This is a genomic window from Thermanaerothrix solaris, assembly GCF_032334255.1.
GTDB classification, from domain to species: Bacteria; Chloroflexota; Anaerolineae; order Anaerolineales; family Anaerolineaceae; genus Thermanaerothrix; species Thermanaerothrix solaris.
Genome location: NZ_JAUHMF010000001.1, coordinates 1687529 through 1703761, shown reverse-complemented (window position 1 = coordinate 1703761; position 16233 = coordinate 1687529). Strand labels below are relative to the sequence as shown.

At 59.2% G+C, this 16233-nt stretch carries 16 protein-coding genes; 6 read left to right on the top strand and 10 right to left on the bottom strand.

Annotation, left to right across the window (positions count from 1 at the left end; genetic code table 11):
- Nucleotides 1-6: 6 nt before the first annotated feature.
- The 7 genes from QYE77_RS07840 to QYE77_RS07810 all read right to left on the bottom strand — a co-directional run bounded on the left by QYE77_RS07840 (nucleotide 7) and on the right by QYE77_RS07810 (nucleotide 4585).
- The gene (locus QYE77_RS07840) at nucleotides 7-408 is read right to left on the bottom strand and encodes an Hsp20/alpha crystallin family protein (RefSeq protein WP_315624822.1); all 402 of its coding nucleotides are present in this window, start codon (nucleotides 406-408) and stop codon (nucleotides 7-9) included.
- A gap of 38 nt (nucleotides 409-446) precedes the next feature.
- Entirely contained in the window at nucleotides 447-899 is a 453-nt protein-coding gene (locus QYE77_RS07835) for an Hsp20/alpha crystallin family protein (protein WP_315624821.1), read from the bottom strand.
- Between the two features lie 94 nt (nucleotides 900-993).
- Entirely contained in the window at nucleotides 994-1209 is a 216-nt protein-coding gene (locus QYE77_RS07830; protein WP_315624820.1) for a hypothetical protein, read from the bottom strand.
- Between the two features lie 162 nt (nucleotides 1210-1371).
- On the bottom strand, nucleotides 1372-1764 hold the full coding sequence (locus QYE77_RS07825; protein WP_315624819.1) for a hypothetical protein: 393 nt from the start codon (nucleotides 1762-1764) through the stop codon (nucleotides 1372-1374).
- A gap of 38 nt (nucleotides 1765-1802) precedes the next feature.
- On the bottom strand, nucleotides 1803-2480 hold the full coding sequence (locus QYE77_RS07820; protein WP_315624818.1) for a DUF4352 domain-containing protein: 678 nt from the start codon (nucleotides 2478-2480) through the stop codon (nucleotides 1803-1805).
- A 99-nt stretch (nucleotides 2481-2579) separates the two neighbouring features.
- Nucleotides 2580-3290, bottom strand: a complete 711-nt coding sequence (locus tag QYE77_RS07815) for a DinB family protein (protein WP_315624817.1) — start codon at nucleotides 3288-3290, stop codon at nucleotides 2580-2582.
- An 11-nt stretch (nucleotides 3291-3301) separates the two neighbouring features.
- On the bottom strand, nucleotides 3302-4585 hold the full coding sequence (locus QYE77_RS07810; RefSeq protein ID WP_315624816.1) for a PQQ-dependent sugar dehydrogenase: 1284 nt from the start codon (nucleotides 4583-4585) through the stop codon (nucleotides 3302-3304).
- 373 nt (nucleotides 4586-4958) lie between these two features.
- On the opposite strand from QYE77_RS07810, the gene QYE77_RS07805 reads away from it, so the two are divergent.
- The 3 genes from QYE77_RS07805 to QYE77_RS07795 are packed head-to-tail and all read left to right on the top strand — an operon-like array spanning nucleotide 4959 to nucleotide 7388.
- Nucleotides 4959-5681, top strand: a complete 723-nt coding sequence (locus QYE77_RS07805) for a prolipoprotein diacylglyceryl transferase family protein (RefSeq protein WP_315624815.1) — start codon at nucleotides 4959-4961, stop codon at nucleotides 5679-5681.
- Complete coding sequence (locus QYE77_RS07800; protein ID WP_315624814.1) at nucleotides 5678-6547, top strand: nitrilase-related carbon-nitrogen hydrolase; 870 nt, start codon at nucleotides 5678-5680, stop codon at nucleotides 6545-6547. The genes QYE77_RS07805 and QYE77_RS07800 overlap by 4 nt, the downstream gene beginning before the upstream one ends.
- Nucleotides 6548-6560: 13 nt before the next feature.
- Complete coding sequence (locus QYE77_RS07795; protein WP_315624813.1) at nucleotides 6561-7388, top strand: NAD+ synthase; 828 nt, start codon at nucleotides 6561-6563, stop codon at nucleotides 7386-7388.
- Here the strand turns inward: QYE77_RS07795 and QYE77_RS07790 are convergent.
- The 3 genes from QYE77_RS07790 to QYE77_RS07780 all read right to left on the bottom strand — a co-directional run bounded on the left by QYE77_RS07790 (nucleotide 7385) and on the right by QYE77_RS07780 (nucleotide 12798).
- Nucleotides 7385-10708, bottom strand: a complete 3324-nt coding sequence (locus tag QYE77_RS07790; protein ID WP_315624812.1) for a C25 family cysteine peptidase — start codon at nucleotides 10706-10708, stop codon at nucleotides 7385-7387. The two genes, QYE77_RS07795 and QYE77_RS07790, sit on opposite strands and share 4 nt — an antisense overlap.
- A gap of 158 nt (nucleotides 10709-10866) precedes the next feature.
- A complete protein-coding gene (locus QYE77_RS07785; protein ID WP_315624811.1) occupies nucleotides 10867-11778 on the bottom strand; it encodes a coiled-coil domain-containing protein in 912 nt (303 codons plus the stop codon).
- A 24-nt stretch (nucleotides 11779-11802) separates the two neighbouring features.
- A complete protein-coding gene (locus QYE77_RS07780; protein WP_315624810.1) occupies nucleotides 11803-12798 on the bottom strand; it encodes a LacI family DNA-binding transcriptional regulator in 996 nt (331 codons plus the stop codon).
- A 234-nt stretch (nucleotides 12799-13032) separates the two neighbouring features.
- On the opposite strand from QYE77_RS07780, the gene QYE77_RS07775 reads away from it, so the two are divergent.
- From QYE77_RS07775 to QYE77_RS07765, 3 genes are read left to right on the top strand one after another with little or no spacing between them, the layout of a single operon-like run.
- The gene (locus QYE77_RS07775) at nucleotides 13033-13767 is read left to right on the top strand and encodes an HPr family phosphocarrier protein (protein ID WP_315624809.1); all 735 of its coding nucleotides are present in this window, start codon (nucleotides 13033-13035) and stop codon (nucleotides 13765-13767) included.
- 2 nt (nucleotides 13768-13769) lie between these two features.
- Nucleotides 13770-14732, top strand: a complete 963-nt coding sequence (gene pfkB, locus QYE77_RS07770) for a 1-phosphofructokinase (protein WP_315624808.1) — start codon at nucleotides 13770-13772, stop codon at nucleotides 14730-14732.
- A 34-nt stretch (nucleotides 14733-14766) separates the two neighbouring features.
- Nucleotides 14767-16197: a PTS fructose transporter subunit IIC gene (locus QYE77_RS07765; protein WP_315624807.1), complete on the top strand. Its 1431-nt coding sequence runs from the start codon at nucleotides 14767-14769 to the stop codon at nucleotides 16195-16197.
- The last annotated feature ends 36 nt before the right edge of the window (nucleotides 16198-16233 follow it).

The window sequence follows — 16233 nt, the reverse complement described above, 5'->3', positions numbered from 1 at the left end:
GGTTTTTCATGCCGCCGCCTTGACCGGGATGCGGCGGATGCGTGCCGGACCGGCCTTCGGCAGGCGAACTTGCAAAACGCCATCTTTGATCGAGGCTTCGATCTTATCGCGCTCGATGTCTTCGGTCAGGGTGAAGGTGCGTTCGTAATCCCCACCCTCATACTCGGCGTAGTCCAAGTCATACCCTTGCGGTGCATGGCTCTGGACGGTGCCACGCAGGGTGAGGATGTTTTTCTCTAAGGTTACTTCAATGTTATCCTGGTTGACCCCCGGCATATCGGCCAGGATCAGGATATCCTCCGGAGTTTCAAGGATATCCACCGCCGGGGCAAAGACGCGACGTGGCCGCTCAACGCGAGCCGGACGGGTTTCTTCGCGCACTTGCAAGGCTCGGGTTTCCTCAGCCATAGGACAGCCCTCCTTTCCGGATAGGATCAGCGCACGCCTCAGGCCGCCTGGACGGTGATGCGTTTGGGTTTATCGGCTTCGGCGCGTGGTAAGGTGATGGTCAAGATGCCGTTCTCGTATTGGGCTTCGACGTGATCGGCATCAATAGAGAAGGGCAATTGCAACGAACGGGCAAACTCGCCTTGGAAGCGCTCGCGGCGTTGGTAACGCGCACCTTCGGGCAAATCCTCGGCGACGCGTTTGCCACGCAGAGTCAGCGTATCGCCGACCACAGAGACCTCGATTTGCTCCGGGTTAACCCCGGGCAGTTCTACCGTCACCACCGCGCCCTCAGGGTTGGTCCACACGTTCATGGGCGGGAATTCAACCTCGAAGAAGCGACGGCGGCGCGGGAAGAACGTTTCAAACAGGCGATCCATCTCGCGCTCCATGCGTTCCATCTCGCGTTCCATGCGTCGGATTTCACGCCAGGGCACGAAGGGTTCGATCATCGCCACATCCCTCCTTTCCCAAGGGTTTATTTACCCGCCGTCATTTTTCTCGGCGGTGCACTTAATTTTTTAGTGAGACTGCATATGAAAACTATTAGATTTTTGCAAGAAATCCATCAGTGCGGGTCGTGCGCGAGGCGATCATAAAAACCGGCTGGTGATCAGGGCGATTGCTCGAGACCCGTGGCGGCAAATTGGTTAAAGCGGTAGGGGTGAGATAAGTATGGGGTGCGATAGCGGCTGTTTCCGCCAGGCTGGTTAGGAACAGGGCTGAAATTAGCCGCTGAGCGATTGCCCACATTAGGGTCATACCGATTCAGCCTGTCAGCGAGCGGTGCATCTTATGCCCCAGCGTCTGGGGGAATAGCGGGGGAAATCGTAGCGGCGTGGTTAGGCCGACGATAACCCAAACCGGGCTTTTTTGGGGGCTGTCTAAAGCAAAAAAGCCCCGGCAGACGCCGGGGCGAGGAGGTTACTCTTGAGATGAGGCGGGCGGGGCGCCCTCCTCTGTGGCGGGGACAGCCTCCATGGGTTTGGGATTCGGGGTTAGAGCGCCAATCTTGGCCACCAACTGCTCCAAATCGGCTTTAGCATCTAGAGCCAGTTGAATTAAGCTGGCGGTGAGCAGGTTGAACAAGCCGACGGTGAATGAAATTCCAACCCAGAGCAGGAAAGGCATCACCGGGTCATCCCAATGGTCAGAGGCTTGCGCGGCGGCAGAAAAAGCCTGTAATAAACCGCCACCCCAGGCCAGGAAGCCCAGAACCCTGATCACACCGGCCAAGGTGCGCAGGTCCTGATAGGGTTGCGATGAGGATGACGAAGCATGAGAAGAAGTGGATTCGGGCCGATAGTTGGGATTCATGATGTCCTCCATGATGATGTTGGGATTGGGATTGCGGCTCAGGGCCGCAGGATGAACGAGAGATAGCGCCCGGGCTTGAGTGGTTCATATTGGTAAGGCGCAAAGATGAGTTCCAGGTGACCGGCCTGCGGAACTTCGAACAGTAAACAGCCGCTGAGGACACCGTTGGGCATCAGATCCACATAGTCCACGTGGCAGTCTTCAACATCGCTGGTGTAATCATCCTCTTTGAGCACGCCGTTGGCATCCAGCACCTTAAAGAATCCCGGACCGAAGTTGTTGATCGAACCGGGGCCCAGGTTCTTCACCTCCAGATCCACGATGACGAAAGTGTTACCGGTTTTGGGCTCACGGTGGATGCCGCGTTCGAGCCAGCGGACGTTGGTGAGGCTCACTTCTACCGAATACGACGTGTTGTGCAGAGTATCCCAAATCGGGCCGATGGTTTGGGGGGTAAATGGCGGAGTAGGGCTGGGAGTAGGGGTGGATGTGGGCAAGACCTTAGTGTAGGTGGGGTAAGGGGTATAGGTGGGATAACGCGTGGCAGTAGGGTAACGGGTGTAGGTGGGGTAGGGCGTCTGGGTGGGTATGGGTGTCCAGGCGGTTTGGGTTAGAAAGATTGCCGCTTGCACGCGTTGGGGGGAAGGCGCGCAGGCGCTCAGCAGACCACTCAAAAACACAATGAGACTCCCCCATAAGATGATGGTACGACGCATGGCATCCTCCGGATTGAAAAAGTTTGAGCCTCCCTACTTTAACGCCGAAAACCCGCCGTGTCATGCGGGTTTTCCCGTAATCTTGGTTTTTAGCGGGGTTTATATTAAGCCGAGCAGGCGGCGAATGTGGTCATAGTGATCGCGTTCGTGCCAGAGGGCACGGCGCAGGAGTTTGCGCGGGCTCCACAACTCCCCTTGCCTACCGATGACGCGCTCTTCCCCTTCCAGTTGCGGCAATACCGCCTCCAGGCGCTGGCGCACCATCGTCAAGCGCTCAAATACGTCGGCAGGCAGCGCAGCGCGTGGCATTCCAGCCAGGCCCAGGCGGTCCAGGTACCACCACTCGGCGCCGGCCACGTGTTCCAGAATGCCGCGGATGCTCCAGCGTTCACCCGGGTAGGTGCGGTCGAGCGTGGCCGCATCCAACCCCTGTACCAGGGCGAGCAGGTCGGCACGGCTCCAGGCTAACATTTGCATACCCCGCCGCACCTCCAGGCGGGTGAGCGGCTTCCAGTCGTGTTGAAACCAGGCATTGACCTCATAGCCGCCGCTGGTCGTGCGCTCATAGCGATCATTAAGGTGATAGACCTCCCACACTTCGACCAAGCGTACGTCCACGTCCCCGCCCTCAGGCAGCCATGAGGGCTGAGCGTGGCGATTGACCCAGGCGGCATAGGCGACGTAGGCCGGGACGATGGCAATCAAGGCTTCGGTGGCGTCACGTCCGTAGGCAAAACAACCCGGGTGCTCCAGCGCCCAGGCCAGGGAACGCCCTTCCGTCCCATTTTCTACACCCACATACAAGATCATGGTTGCTCCATTTAGGGCCGTTCCAGGCGATATAGCCTCCCGCTGCGGTGATCGAGCAGGTAGAGTTCACCCTGACGATCCTGCCCAAAGGCGCTGATGTTGGCCGGGGTGCGCATCAATTCCAGCGCCTGCCAGGTGTGGCTGGTCGGGATGCGCCAGAGCCCCCACACCTGCCCGCTGCAGTAATCCCCGAAGATATAGACCCCTTGCAGTTCCGGCAGGGCCTGCCCACGATAGACAAAGCCGCCGGTGATCGAACACCCGCCCTGATCGTGCCCGTATTCCCAGACCGGGTCAATCAGGGTCACACCAGCGGGCGGCTCGCCTTTGAAGGGGTGGGCGCCCTCGCGATAGTTCCAGCCGAAGTTGGCACCGGGTGGCGCCCCCGCCGGGAGGTAATCCACCTCCTCCCAGCGGTTTTGCCCCACATCGGCAATGTAGAGATCACCCGTGGCCGGGTCAAAGGCATAGCGCCAGGGATTGCGCAGACCCAAGGCCCAGATTTCCTGCCGCCCGCCCTCGCCGCTGGCAAAGGGGTTATCGGCCGGGATAGCATAGGGCTGAGCGCTGTGCACGTCAATTCGGAGCATTTTACCCAGCAGGGTGGCGGGATTCTGGGCCCGCCCTTGTGGGTCACCTGCGGAGCCGCCATCGCCCAGACCGATGTAGAGATAACCATCGGGGCCAAAGACCAACCCACCGCCGTTGTGATTGGCGTAAGGTTGTTCAACGTAGAGCAGGCGTGCCTCGGATTGGGGGTCACCAAAGCGGCCATCGGGGGTCAGGGCGTAGCGCGCGACGACCGTGTTGCCTTGCCGGTCGGTGTAATTTAGGTAAAAAAGGCCGTTGCGGTCAAACTCAGGGTCCAGGGCAATGCCGAGCAGGCCCTGTTCGGAGCCCTGGCTGCCAACACGATCGCGCAGGTCCATGAACGGCGCAATTTCCACCTGCCCGTTGGTTACCTGACGGATGACGCCGGCCTGTTCCAGCACCAGGATGCGACCATCGCCCAGGTCGGCCAGGTCTACCGGACGCTCCAGGCCGCTGACATAGAGTCTCCAGGTTAAGCGGGCCGGGTCAGGGGCAGGGGTGGCGGGGGTGAGGGCCAACGAAGCTGTGAGGGTGGGGGCGAGGGTGGTCGTGGGTTGCGGTGGGGGTGGGGTAGGCGAAGCAGCCGTAGGGCGCTGGGGTTGGGCCGAGGTTGGGCGCAGGGGCGGCGGGGTAGGCGAAGGCGCAGGTGCGGCACAGGCTGCCAGCAGGGCAACCAGAATGATCATCAGCATCCAGGTGCGCATGGTTATCACTCCTTTGGAGCGATTATAGCATGAGCGATTGGAGCGGAGGCGCAGGGTGTAGAACGAAGATGGGGTATCATCTGGCTGAGCCGATCTAAAAACTTCGCCTGCCTGTGCTCGTCTCGAGAGTATATCCACGGGCAATAGTCACAACATCTTCTGAGGGGGGGCTAGGGGATCGGTTGTTCCCCAGCTTACTTTCGGGGGAAATCTGTCAGCCGGATCGGCTCAAATTATCCGGATTTCCGGCCATGTCTCAAATGCACCTCAATCGTTTTGGAGTATCCCATCAGCGCCGAAAAACAACTCCGACTGCATATAACAACCATCGCTTCCTGCGCTCTGCCGTATAATTCAAACAACAGGTGGCCCGATGAATCCGTTCTCGCTCTGGTTGGCTCTAGGGGTTACGCTGGGTTTGTGGCAAGTGGCGCATAGCGGTCCACCGCGAGCGCGATTTGCCCGCCTCGGCCTGGGGCTGGCGGTGCTGATGGCTGCGCTGATCGGTGCCCGTCTGGGGTATGTCATCCTTCATCCCACCTATTTCCGCGCTCACCCCCTGGTTATACCTCAAGTCTGGCAAGGCGGGCTGAGTGGGGTCGGGGCTTTGTTAGGGGGCCTGGTGGGCTTGGGCGGGCTGGCATGGGGATTGCGTCGCTCTTGGTTGGTTCTAGGTGCGGATCTGCTCCCGCTCTTACCCACCGTCACCGCGGCTGCCTGGCTAGGCTGTTGGGACGCCGGGTGCGCCTATGGCCCATCTGCCCCTGCCGGTGCCTGGTGGGCATTGCCCATCCGGGATGAATGGGGGCACACCACTCTGCGTTGGCCCCTTCAGCCTCTGGCTGCAATGAGTCTGCTCGCGCTCTTCTGGGCGATGGAGAGGCGTTGGCAAGAGCCGCCTGCCGCGCACCGGGTAGGCTGGGGTGGTTTGGTCTTTGCACTCCATACCGTCCTCTTCTCGCTCGCGCGCGCTGATGAGCCCCCTACCTGGAATGCCATTCGCCTCGACCTCGCTCTCGGGACCCTTTTAGGTGCAGGCTGTTTGATTCTCTTGCTGTGGAATATGTTCCCAATTGGGAGGAAAACGGTGTCATGAAGTTAACTCTGGCTCTGGCGCAAATCAACACCCGCCTGGGCATGCCCCAGGCCAATTTAGAGAAACATCTGGCGTTGATCCACGAGGCGCACCAACAAGGCGCTGATCTGATCCTCTTCCCGGAACTCTCACTGACCGGCTATGTGCTGCAAGACCTGGTGCCCCAGGTTGCTCACCGCCCGGTCGCTGATGATCCTCTCTTTGCCCCTTTGTTGGCCGCCAGCCAGCATCTGGATATTATGGTTGGCTTTGTCGAAGAAGATCGCCGCAGCCGCTTTTTCATTGCCGCGGCCTATCTCTCCCAAGGCGAGGTAGTGCACGTGCATCGCAAGGTCTATCTGCCCACATACGGGCTGTTCGACGAAGGACGTTTCTTTGCCTGGGGTGATGCCGTGCAGGCCTTCGATACCCGCTTTGGCCGCGTGGGGATGCTGATCTGTGAAGATTTCTGGCATGCTTCACCGCCCTATTTGCTCTGGTTGGATGGAGCTGATCTGTTCCTGTTCGCCTCGGCCTCGCCCGGGCGCGGTCTTAGCCGCGATGAGCGCTTGGGTTCGGCGCGTTGGGTGGATCACATCAACCGCGGCTATGCCAGTCTATTTACCGCGTTTATCGCTCACACTAATCGCGTTGGCTATGAAGATGGCTTGAACTTCTGGGGTGGATCGGCGGTTTACGACCCTGAGGGAAACGTGATCGCCCACGCGCCTTATCATGAGGAAGCTCTGTTGCTCACCGAGATTGATCTCAACCAACTGCACCGCACCCGTTACCGCTTGCCCCTGCTGCGGGATGAGCGCACTGCCTTGGTGCAGCGTGAACTGGCCCGCATTTTGGGGCAGCGCCAGGGCAACAGCGGGCGCTGAGGGAGGAAGCCCAATGACCACAATTGATTTAACCATCAACACCGACTTGGTGCGTAAAATTCTGACCAGTTTCATCCGCAGCGAGATCACCCGGATGGGCTTTGAACGCGCTGTGGTGGGGCTTTCAGGCGGCATTGATTCGGCGCTCTCATGCTACCTGGCCGCCGAGGCGTTAGGGCCGCAGAACGTCCTGGCCGTGCGCATGCCCTACCGCACGTCGTCCCCCGATTCACTGGAAGATGCCCAGAAAGTTATTGACGCCTTGGGCGTTCAGTCCGTCACCATCCCCATTACCGAGATGGTGGAGCCACTTTTTGAGCGCTTTCCCGATATGGATGCGGTGCGGCGCGGCAACATCATGGCGCGCGCACGCATGATCGTGCTTTATGATCAATCGGCAGCGTTTCGGGGTTTGGTGGTCGGCACCAGCAACAAAACCGAAATCCTGCTCGGCTACACCACTCTTTACGGCGACTCGGCCTGCGCTATCAACCCACTGGGTGATCTCTATAAGACTCAGGTGCGCCAACTGGCGCGGGCGATGGGTGTGCCCGAATCCATCCTGACCAAACCCCCTTCGGCAGACCTATGGAAGGGACAGACTGATGAGGGCGAACTGGGCTTTACCTACGCCGAGGTGGATCGGTTGCTCTACCTGCTGGTAGATGAACGCTATAGCCCCGAAGAGTGTGTGGATGCTGGGTTTGCGCCGGAGTTCGTGTATCAGGTCATGGAGCGCATTCGCCGCAATCAATTCAAACGTATGCCCCCGATCATTGCCAAACTATCCTATCGCACTGTGGGCTATGATTTCCTTTACTTACGTGATTGGGGAACTTAACGTCCCACCAACGGCAGGAAGGTCAGCCAGTCGGTTACTTGGAGAACGGTGGATTGGCACCGGCGCACTTGTGGCTCATATGCGGAAGCCACACAGATCTCAAGGGAATAAAACCCCTTTTCTGCACCGGCTGGCACGCTGAGGGTGAGCGGGCAGGTGGTGTCGGCACCGGGGTCGAGCGTAACGTTTCTGCATTCCGCAGTGAGTGAGGCGCTCAGTGGGGCGGCAATAGAGGCGTCCACGGCCAGAGTGTCGAGGAAGTTGCCCCGGTTAGTTACCCTGATCCCGATCGTAGCATGACCACCGCGGGGCAGGTAGGATGGCGGGGTGAGGAAGGTTATTTGCGGTTGAGGTTCGGGCAAGACGGTCAGCGTAATCTCCAAGTGCTGGGAAGGGATGGCGGCGCCTTGGGCTTGGGCATCCAGGGTGAGAGTGTCCACCAGGCCGGCGGTTGCCCCCACCGGAACATTGACGAACAATGCCAGGGAACGGGCTTCCCCCACGTTCAGCATAAGGGGGGCAGGCGGCGTAACCTCCCAGCCTTGAGTTGAGGTGGCGCGAAAATCCAGGGTGAGCGGTAAGGTGCCGGTGTTACGCAGAGTCAAAGGAATGGGAAAGGATATCCCCGGCGGGGTTTCCAAGTTCAGATGGGGGGTGGTGAGGGCAAAGGCATAATCATGCCGCCGACTGTGCAAGGTGGCAGTGGCACCGACGTCGGCTTGTTCGCGCACGGTTGCAGTCAGCACCGCAACGTCTTCGATGATCGTGCCGTCTGTGGGTAAGGTCACGGCGATTTGGATCTCCGCACTCTCCCCTGCTGCCAATGAAAGCGACGCTGGGGTTTGTAGGGTCGTTGCCCAGGCGCCGGAGGTTAAAGAAAGGTCAACCGTGGCAGCGGAACTACCACTGTTGGTCAGGGTCAGGGTGTGGATCACGGTTTCACCCCCATGTGCCACCTGTTCACTGGTGGCCGGGAGCAAGGTCAGGGCATAGCGGGGCGGGCTTTGGCAGGTCGTGATTTGCACGTCATCCACCCAAGTGCCTGGACTCTCGTTGCGGTCATCACTACCCACTGCCCAACGCAGGCGCAGGGTCTGGCCGGCGTCATCGGTCAAGTCCACGCGCACCGGTTGCCAATCGGACACACCGCACCAACCCGTTTTCCTGCCAAGCGGGTTCCCCCGCGACGCAACCAGTGTTCCCGTTGGTGCACCTTCCAGATAAGCGGTGAGTGGTACGTCGTCCCAGGACTCGCCGTCATTGGTTGAGATCTGTAAAACCAATCCATCATAACACGTGGTACCGTTGCCTTCCAAATCGGCGCGCAGCCAGAAAGTGAGGGTCTGGGGAAGGGTTTCCGCCGCGGCGGGTAGGGTGATTGGTGGCGAAACCAGGCTGTACATGATCGGCGTGGAGGGCGGTTCGACATGAAAGGCGTAGGGTGTCGAATGCGCCGATGTGTTCGTAATCACCCAGTTACCCAACTGCCAGGTCGGTTCCGATGCAGCGACGTTGGTCGCAAATGCGGTGAGTGTTGCCGCGCCGGTGGGACAGGCGCCAGGAAGTGGGCGGGTGGTGAAAAAGCCGGTGGATGAAGTGCGCTCACCACAGGGGGTTTGGGCGCGCACCCGCCAGTAGAGCAGGGTATTGGCCGGCAAGGGCTCAAAGGGTACGAAATAGGTCTGGGCAAGCGCACTAATGACCAACACCGGCGTGGTAAATGTGCTATCGCGGGCGATCTCCAAGGTGTAAGCCACGGTGGCAGGGTCGCCCTGCCAAGCGAAGGTGGGTTTCAAAGACACGCCGTTCGCGCCTACTGCGGGTGCTGTGAGCGCCGGGGATGTCGGTAGCGCTGCTGACACCTGAAGCGGGATTATAAGCGTGTGCGTTTGGGTCTCTGACGTGGCTAGCAGGTTAAGTAGATACGAGCCGGTTGCCACACCGGCATCCGCACTCAGGGTGAGCGTGCTACTGCCGGGTGGGATAAGGCGGGTGGGTAGAAAGGCACCTTGAACCCCGGCAGGGGGTGTGTTTAACCTCAGGCTGACCGGTGCGCTGAAGCCCTGAAGCGGTTGTAAGGTCACCTGGGCAGTGATCGCACTCCCGGCGCACAGGGCCAAGGAAGCGGGCTGGAGGGAAAGGCTGAAATCACCGCGAAGCGAGAAAAGATGCGGCTGTAATGCGGGATCGCCAAGTAGGGTGTAGGCTTCCCAGTAGCGGCGGGCGTCATTGGGGTAGTCGGCAGCGAGGGCGGTCAGGGCGGTTTGCAGGGCCTGACCAAGACTGGGGGTGGGTTCAGCAAAGAGCGCGGCGAAAAAGGCACGCGCCAGAGCACGATCCAACGCCCACTGAGTTTCCTGGGCGGCGCCGATGAAGACCAGCGCGCCATGGTCGGCGTTGCGCACCCAGGTTTCACCCAGTGCCTCACCGAGGGTGAAATCGGCACTGCGGCCAGCGAAGGAAAGCACCAGTGGGATCGAGTTAGCGTTGAGGGCGCGCACGTCATTTTGATCAAAGGCAGGGGCTTTCCAGGCGCTGAGGGTGCCCGCTTCGGGTAGGGCGGTCAACGCTACCTCGCCCAGGTAAACCACCAGGCTACGTCCCTCATTCAATGCCGCGCGTACTGCCTCACGATCGGCGGCATAAGTGTAGGCATACAGGCGATCGCCGCCAATCTGATCGGATGCTGGGAAACGGCCCAGGTAGCCACGGGGGGCAGTATAGGTGGTGATCAGGTCGTTGAGGGTGGCTTCGGCGTTCAGGCGTTCATCTGGGTGGTTTGTGGCGAGGAAGGCGGCGCGGCGCAGCCAGGCCTCATCCCCGGCTAAACTGGCATAGGCCTGCCAGGCGGCGATCACGTGGCTCAGTTCCTCGGTTGAGCCCACCGGCAGCCGCCCCAAGATAAAGTTCGGCGTGTAGTCCAGGCTGCCGTCCATGGTGGTGTAGTAGAGATCGGTTTGGCGGTTGGGATTAAGCCGCGAAGTCCAGGCCGGCAGGTGATCGGTTGTCCCGACTAACAATACATAGAGCGGGGTCGAGGTGTTGGTTTCGTAAACGGTACGCAGGCAAGCCTTGATGCCGGCGGTGCTGTTCCCGCACGCTTCCACGGTTAGCAGGGTGGTTTCAAAGCCCTGGGCTATTTTGAGGGCCCGCAGGGGTTGGAGTGCCGTGATGAATTCGCTCGGCGCGACGATGACATAACGGGGCGGGGAGGCATCGGCGGCGTTTGCGGTGCGAGGGACGGAGTGGGTAACGCTGAAAGCGATCAGGGCCAGCAGAGTCAGAAAGTGGGTGAGGGTATAACAGGCACGACCGGCCACAGGCGCACCTCACGAAGAAAATGAAGGGACGAGGTATGGATAGAAGCGCCTCGCCGCAGACGCACCAAACCCTAACCCTTATTTACCAGTTTATACCTGTTCGGGAACGTGGCAAGAAATTTTGGGGATGAAATTTCGGGAATTCATGCAATCGCGCATTAGCCGATGCTGCCCGTGGGGGCAATCATTTCTCCCTCGCCTCGCAGCAACCCAATGCCGTGTTCGGCGACTGCTTCGCGTGCTCCCACATCGGCGCGAATGGCAAACACATACACCAGGTAAGGGGGAGGAAAGCCGGCCTTGCTCAGGCGCTTCTGCCACCCGGCAGAGCGCATTCGCTGCACCCACGCTTGCACATCGCGGCGGCTTAGGCGTGCCTTGGATTCGACCAGGACCGAGTACTGTTGCCCCTGCGCATCCTCAACCCGCAGCGCAACATCCACCTCGCCATTGAGACGCAGGTTGACTGCGTCCCCGAGCAGGCGGTAACCCTTGTGACGCAGGACGAACTCCACTACACTGGCCGCCTCTTCCTCGAGCGTGGCGCCAAAAGCAGCCTTCAACCCACCCATTTCGTAAGCCAAACGGTCTACCCGTTGCTCCAAGCGCGTCAGACGCTCGTCAGTGCGCGCCTGGGCTATCTCCACGCGAGTCAAACGTTCCTCGGTGCGCTTCTGGGCTTCAGCCAGTTCGGCCACGGCCTGTTCGGTGCGCTTTTGGGCCTCGGCTAGTTCGGCGACGGTTTGTTCAAGGCGCGTCAGACGCTCTTCGCTGCGCTTTTGGGCCTCGGCCAGTTCGGCGACGGTTTGTTCAAGGCGCGTCAGACGCTCTTCGCTGCGCTTTTGGGCCTCGGCCAGTTCGGCGACGGTTTGTTCAAGGCGCGTCAGACGCTCTTCGCTGCGCTTTTGGGCCTCGGCCAGTTCACGTACCACGCGCGAAAGTTCTCGAACCTCCTGAGGGAGGGCGAGAAAATCCTCGCTGAGCAACAGACGGCGCAGTTCTTCCCGCCATTCCGGATGCTTGCGCAATAGATCTACCAATTCGTGATAATCGTTGACCTCAAAGACCATAACTTTGACCTCAACCTGCCCTCATTATACCCCAGGGCGGCGCTGGGTGGAGCGCCGCACCAACAATTGCCCTTTGAGGATCACCTGGCGGTAGGGCAGGTCGGGGTTTTCCAAACGTTCCAGAAGCATACGCATGGCCATACGCCCGATCTCGTAGGTCGGTTGGGCAATGACGGTCAATGGGGGATCAACCAGCGGTGTCCAGGTGGTTTCGTCAAAGCCAGCTAAGCCAATAGCCTCCGGGATAGGGAAGCCAGCCTCTCGAATGGCTTTGAGCGCACCGGCCAGTAACAGACTGTTGGTGGCCAGGATGGCATCGGGTGGGGGTTGGGCTTGTAGCAGGGCGCGAGTGGCTTCATAGCCGGCCTGAATGTAAGGAGGTAGAAAGCGCATTTGCAAGGGAGCCAGATTGTGCTCGCGCAGGGCCTTTTCAAACCCGCGCTGGCGTTCGCGTCCGGTTACACTCGTTTCCCCAAAAAGCCCCACCAGGCGGGTGTAGCCCTGTTCCAATAGATGGTTGGTCAGGCGATAGGCGGCTTCGATGTTGTCAATCAATACCATATCTACATCGCCCTCACGGACAGCGCGGTCAATCACCACGGTTGGGATGGTGAGATTAAGCTTGGTAAAGTGCTCCGAGGCGTGGCGAGTGGGGGAGAAGATCAGGCCCGCAACATTATGATCGCGCATGGATTGGAGGTAGAGGGCTTCCTTTTGGGGGTTTTCATCGGTATTACCCAGGAAGAGGGTGAAGCCGTGTTCGTAAGCCAGATCTTCTACGGCGCGGCTGACGTCGGTGAAATAAGGGTTGCGAATGTCGGAGACGAGCAGTCCAATGGTATTGGTCTGTTGGGCGCGCAACCCACGCGCCACTAAGTTAGGGCGGTAACCCAGGCGTTCCACCGCTTCCAACACGCGCCGACGCATCTCGGGGCTGACGTAAGGCTTATCGGCCAGAACCCGCGAGACGGTCGCCGTTGATACGCCGGCGGCGCGTGCCACATCCTTGATGCTTGGCATAAACCTTTCGCTCCCGGTTGCGAGATCATGTTCATTATAGCACAAGCCTCTGGAATGGCGTTTTATTCTGTAATCGTTTACTGATAAAGTCGGCATCAAAAAGCTATAGTGGGCATTAAAGCGGGTTTTTTAAGGCTATTTACGACCCATATCTTGACAAATCTCGCTAAATATTTATAATATACATTGTAAACGATTACAGATCTTCGCCCGTCTTTCCCCCAGGAGGTTTACATGCTCACCCTTTCCCCAGCCCAAGTGATGCTGGGCGCCCAACCGACGGATAAAGAAACTGCTATCCGGGCGGTAGCGCAATTATTAGCGGATACCGGCCATATTCAGCCGGCATATACCGAAAGTATGCTCAAGCGTGAAGAAGTGGCTGACACCTATCTTGGTCACGGCGTCGCCATTCCTCATGGCTTGCCGGAGGATCGTGATCTCATCCTCAAGACCGGTATTGCCGTGCTACAGGTACCTACAGGCGTAGCCTGGCGTCCCGATGCCACGGCTCATCTCATCATCGGAATCGCCGCTCGCTCCGATGAGCACCTGGGGGTGTTGCGACGGCTGACGCGTCTGCTTCAAGATGGTCAGCAGGTGCAACGGCTGGTGGATACATCCGATGTTGCCGAGATCATCCTGGCGCTTACCGGCGAGCCCCCGGTCGAAGCTCCTGCCCCGTCTCGCTCCGCTTTTGAGGGTGAGGTTGCAGTAACTCTGCGCAATAAGCATGGTTTGCATGCCCGCCCGGCTACCGTTTTTGTGCGTCTGGCCAAGCAATTCCAGGCTACCATCCGCGTGCGCCTGGGGGAGCGGGTGGCCGATGGTAAAAGCCTGCTCTCATTGTTACAACTGGGTGCTGATTGCGGTACTACCCTCTATCTCTCTGCCGAAGGTGCCGATGCACCTGTTGCCCTGAAGACCCTTCGTGAAGCTATCCAAGCCGGCTTGGAGGATGAGGTGTAGGGATGATAGACGTCGTCACCGTTACCCTCAATCCGGCCATTGATCAAACCCTCTATGTTGAGCATTTTGCGCTCAACACCGTCAACCGCATGCAACATATGCGTCAAGATCCCGGGGGCAAGGGGGTAAACGTCGCTTCCTATTTGGCGGATTACGGTTTACGGGTGGCCGTAACGGGTTTTTTGGGACAGGATAACGCAACGCTCTTCGAACAGTGGTTTTCACGCAAAAATATTCTCAATCGCTTCATTTATCTACCCGGTGCGACCCGCACCAATATCAAAATTGTGGATGAAGCCTCGCACCAGACCACCGAAATCAACATGCCTGGATTGGCACCGACCTCACAGGCTTACCAGCAGTTGCTGGGCACCCTGGAAGACCTGGCGCTGAGTTGCGAGTGGTTTGTGCTCTCCGGTAATCTGCCGCCGGGCTTGCCCGCTGAGACCTATGCGGAAATCATCCGATTGCTCAAGGCGCGTGGTAAGCGCGTGATCCTGGATACCAGTCAGGAAGCACTGCGCCAGGGGGTGTTGGCCGGGCCGCACATCCTTAAGCCCAACCTGGACGAATTACAACACCTGCATGGTCATTCCCTACCCACCCTCGCCGCAATTGAGGCAGCCGGGCGGACCCTGCTCGATTGTGGGGTTGAACTGGTGGCAGTTTCCATGGGTAAAGAAGGTGCACTTTTTATCACGGCAGAGCAATCCCTCCAGGTTCAGGTACCGTCGGTAGCCGTACTGAGCACGGTTGGTGCCGGTGATGCCATGGTGGCAGGCATCCTGGCCGCCCAACGTCAGGGGTTGCCGCTGGTAGCGTGTGCTCGCCTGGCGACCGCTTTTGCCCTAGGTGCGCTCTCCACACTTGGTCCAACTCTGCCCGAGCATGCGGTATTGGACTCCCTGGCCGATCGTGTGTCTATCCGGGTTCTCAACGGAACCCAGATCTCACCCCCTATCTAATCCCACCCCATTTCTAGAAAGGAGTTACAGGAGGATGGCAAAGATTGTAGCAGTAACATCTTGTCCGACCGGCATCGCGCATACCTTTATGGCTGCCGAGGCGATTGAACAGGGAGCCCTGGCGCTTGGGCATACGATCAAAGTGGAGACGCAAGGCTCGGTGGGTGCCGAGAATCCGCTCAGTGCCGAGGACATTCGCCAGGCTGACGTGGTCATCATTGCTGCCGATACCAAAGTGGATCTGGCGCGTTTTGCCGGTAAACGCGTCTATCAGACCTCGACCAATGCTGCGATTAACGATGGTAAATCGCTGGTCGAGCGTGCCTTACGTGAGGCGGTTGTCCTGGCCGCTCCGGACAAAGCCGAAGCCTACGTGGCCGAGGTTGAAGCCGCCAAGGCTAAGCGCGCTGCCGAACGCACCGGCGTCTACAAGCACTTGATGACCGGTGTTTCCTATATGATTCCCTTTGTGGTGGCAGGTGGTTTGCTGATTGCAATTGCCTTTGCTGCCCGCGGTATTTATGCCTTCGATGCGGCCAAAGACCTCCAAGGTAATCCCATCACTCCTACGCCCTGGACCACCTTTTGGGCGAATCTTTTTGCCGTTGGTGCGCAGGGCGGTTTTGGGCTCATGGTACCCATCCTGGCCGGTTTTATAGCCTTTTCGATTGCCGACCGCCCCGGCCTGGCCCCTGGCATGATCGGCGGCGTGGTCGCGGGCCTGACCGGCTCGGGCTTTCTGGGCGGCATCGTAGCCGGATTTATCGCCGGTTACTTTACCCAGTGGCTGAATCAGGCGCTCAAACTGCCGCGTAACCTGCAAGGGCTAAAGCCGGTGCTAATCCTACCCTTGTTTGGTTCGTTGGTCGTAGGTATTCTCATGTTCTACGTAGTCGGCACGCCGGTTAAAGCCGCGCTGGATGGCCTGACGGCTTGGCTCAACAGCCTGCAAAGCGGCAGCAAGGCCGTGCTGGGGTTGATCTTAGGTGCAATGATGGCCTTTGATATGGGCGGGCCGGTGAACAAAGCCGCGTATACCTTTTCGGTCGGCTTGATCTCGGCGCAGGTTTATCAGCCTATGGCGGCGGTCATGGCTGCCGGGATGACCCCGCCGCTGGGGCTGGCGCTGGCCACTTGGCTGTTCAAGAACCGCTTTACATCTGATGAGCGTGAGGCGGGTAAAGCCGCAGCGGTATTGGGTATCTCATTCATTACGGAAGGCGCAATTCCCTTCGCTGCCCGTGATCCCTTGCGTGTCATTCCCTCGATTATGGTCGGTTCCGCCGTCGCCGCGGCGCTTTCGATGATCTTTGGCTGCGGTCTGCGCGTGCCACACGGGGGTATCTTTGTGCTCCCCATCCCCAATGCGGTAGAAAATCTGGGGCTCTATGTGGTGGCGATCCTGATTGGCACCGTGGTGACCACGGCTATGCTTTACTTGCTCAAGAAACCGTTGAGCGAATAACGTCCCCGAAACTCGCCCTAACCTGGGCATCTGCCG

What these genes read in the sequence shown, in the direction of transcription:
- QYE77_RS07815 (WP_315624817.1), bottom strand. Translation starts at nt 3,290, where the DNA reads ATGATCTTGTATGTGGGTGTAGAAAATGGGACGGAAGGGCGTTCCCTG.
- QYE77_RS07800 (WP_315624814.1), top strand. Translation starts at nt 5,678, where the DNA reads ATGAAGTTAACTCTGGCTCTGGCGCAAATCAACACCCGCCTGGGCATG.
- QYE77_RS07765 (WP_315624807.1), top strand. Translation starts at nt 14,767, where the DNA reads ATGGCAAAGATTGTAGCAGTAACATCTTGTCCGACCGGCATCGCGCAT.
- QYE77_RS07795 (WP_315624813.1), top strand. Translation starts at nt 6,561, where the DNA reads ATGACCACAATTGATTTAACCATCAACACCGACTTGGTGCGTAAAATT.
- QYE77_RS07830 (WP_315624820.1), bottom strand. Translation starts at nt 1,209, where the DNA reads ATGACCCTAATGTGGGCAATCGCTCAGCGGCTAATTTCAGCCCTGTTC.
- pfkB (WP_315624808.1), top strand. Translation starts at nt 13,770, where the DNA reads ATGATAGACGTCGTCACCGTTACCCTCAATCCGGCCATTGATCAAACC.
- QYE77_RS07825 (WP_315624819.1), bottom strand. Translation starts at nt 1,764, where the DNA reads ATGAATCCCAACTATCGGCCCGAATCCACTTCTTCTCATGCTTCGTCA.
- QYE77_RS07840 (WP_315624822.1), bottom strand. Translation starts at nt 408, where the DNA reads ATGGCTGAGGAAACCCGAGCCTTGCAAGTGCGCGAAGAAACCCGTCCG.
- QYE77_RS07775 (WP_315624809.1), top strand. Translation starts at nt 13,033, where the DNA reads ATGCTCACCCTTTCCCCAGCCCAAGTGATGCTGGGCGCCCAACCGACG.
- QYE77_RS07835 (WP_315624821.1), bottom strand. Translation starts at nt 899, where the DNA reads ATGATCGAACCCTTCGTGCCCTGGCGTGAAATCCGACGCATGGAACGC.
- QYE77_RS07805 (WP_315624815.1), top strand. Translation starts at nt 4,959, where the DNA reads ATGAATCCGTTCTCGCTCTGGTTGGCTCTAGGGGTTACGCTGGGTTTG.
- QYE77_RS07780 (WP_315624810.1), bottom strand. Translation starts at nt 12,798, where the DNA reads ATGCCAAGCATCAAGGATGTGGCACGCGCCGCCGGCGTATCAACGGCG.
- QYE77_RS07810 (WP_315624816.1), bottom strand. Translation starts at nt 4,585, where the DNA reads ATGCGCACCTGGATGCTGATGATCATTCTGGTTGCCCTGCTGGCAGCC.
- QYE77_RS07820 (WP_315624818.1), bottom strand. Translation starts at nt 2,480, where the DNA reads ATGCGTCGTACCATCATCTTATGGGGGAGTCTCATTGTGTTTTTGAGT.
- QYE77_RS07785 (WP_315624811.1), bottom strand. Translation starts at nt 11,778, where the DNA reads ATGGTCTTTGAGGTCAACGATTATCACGAATTGGTAGATCTATTGCGC.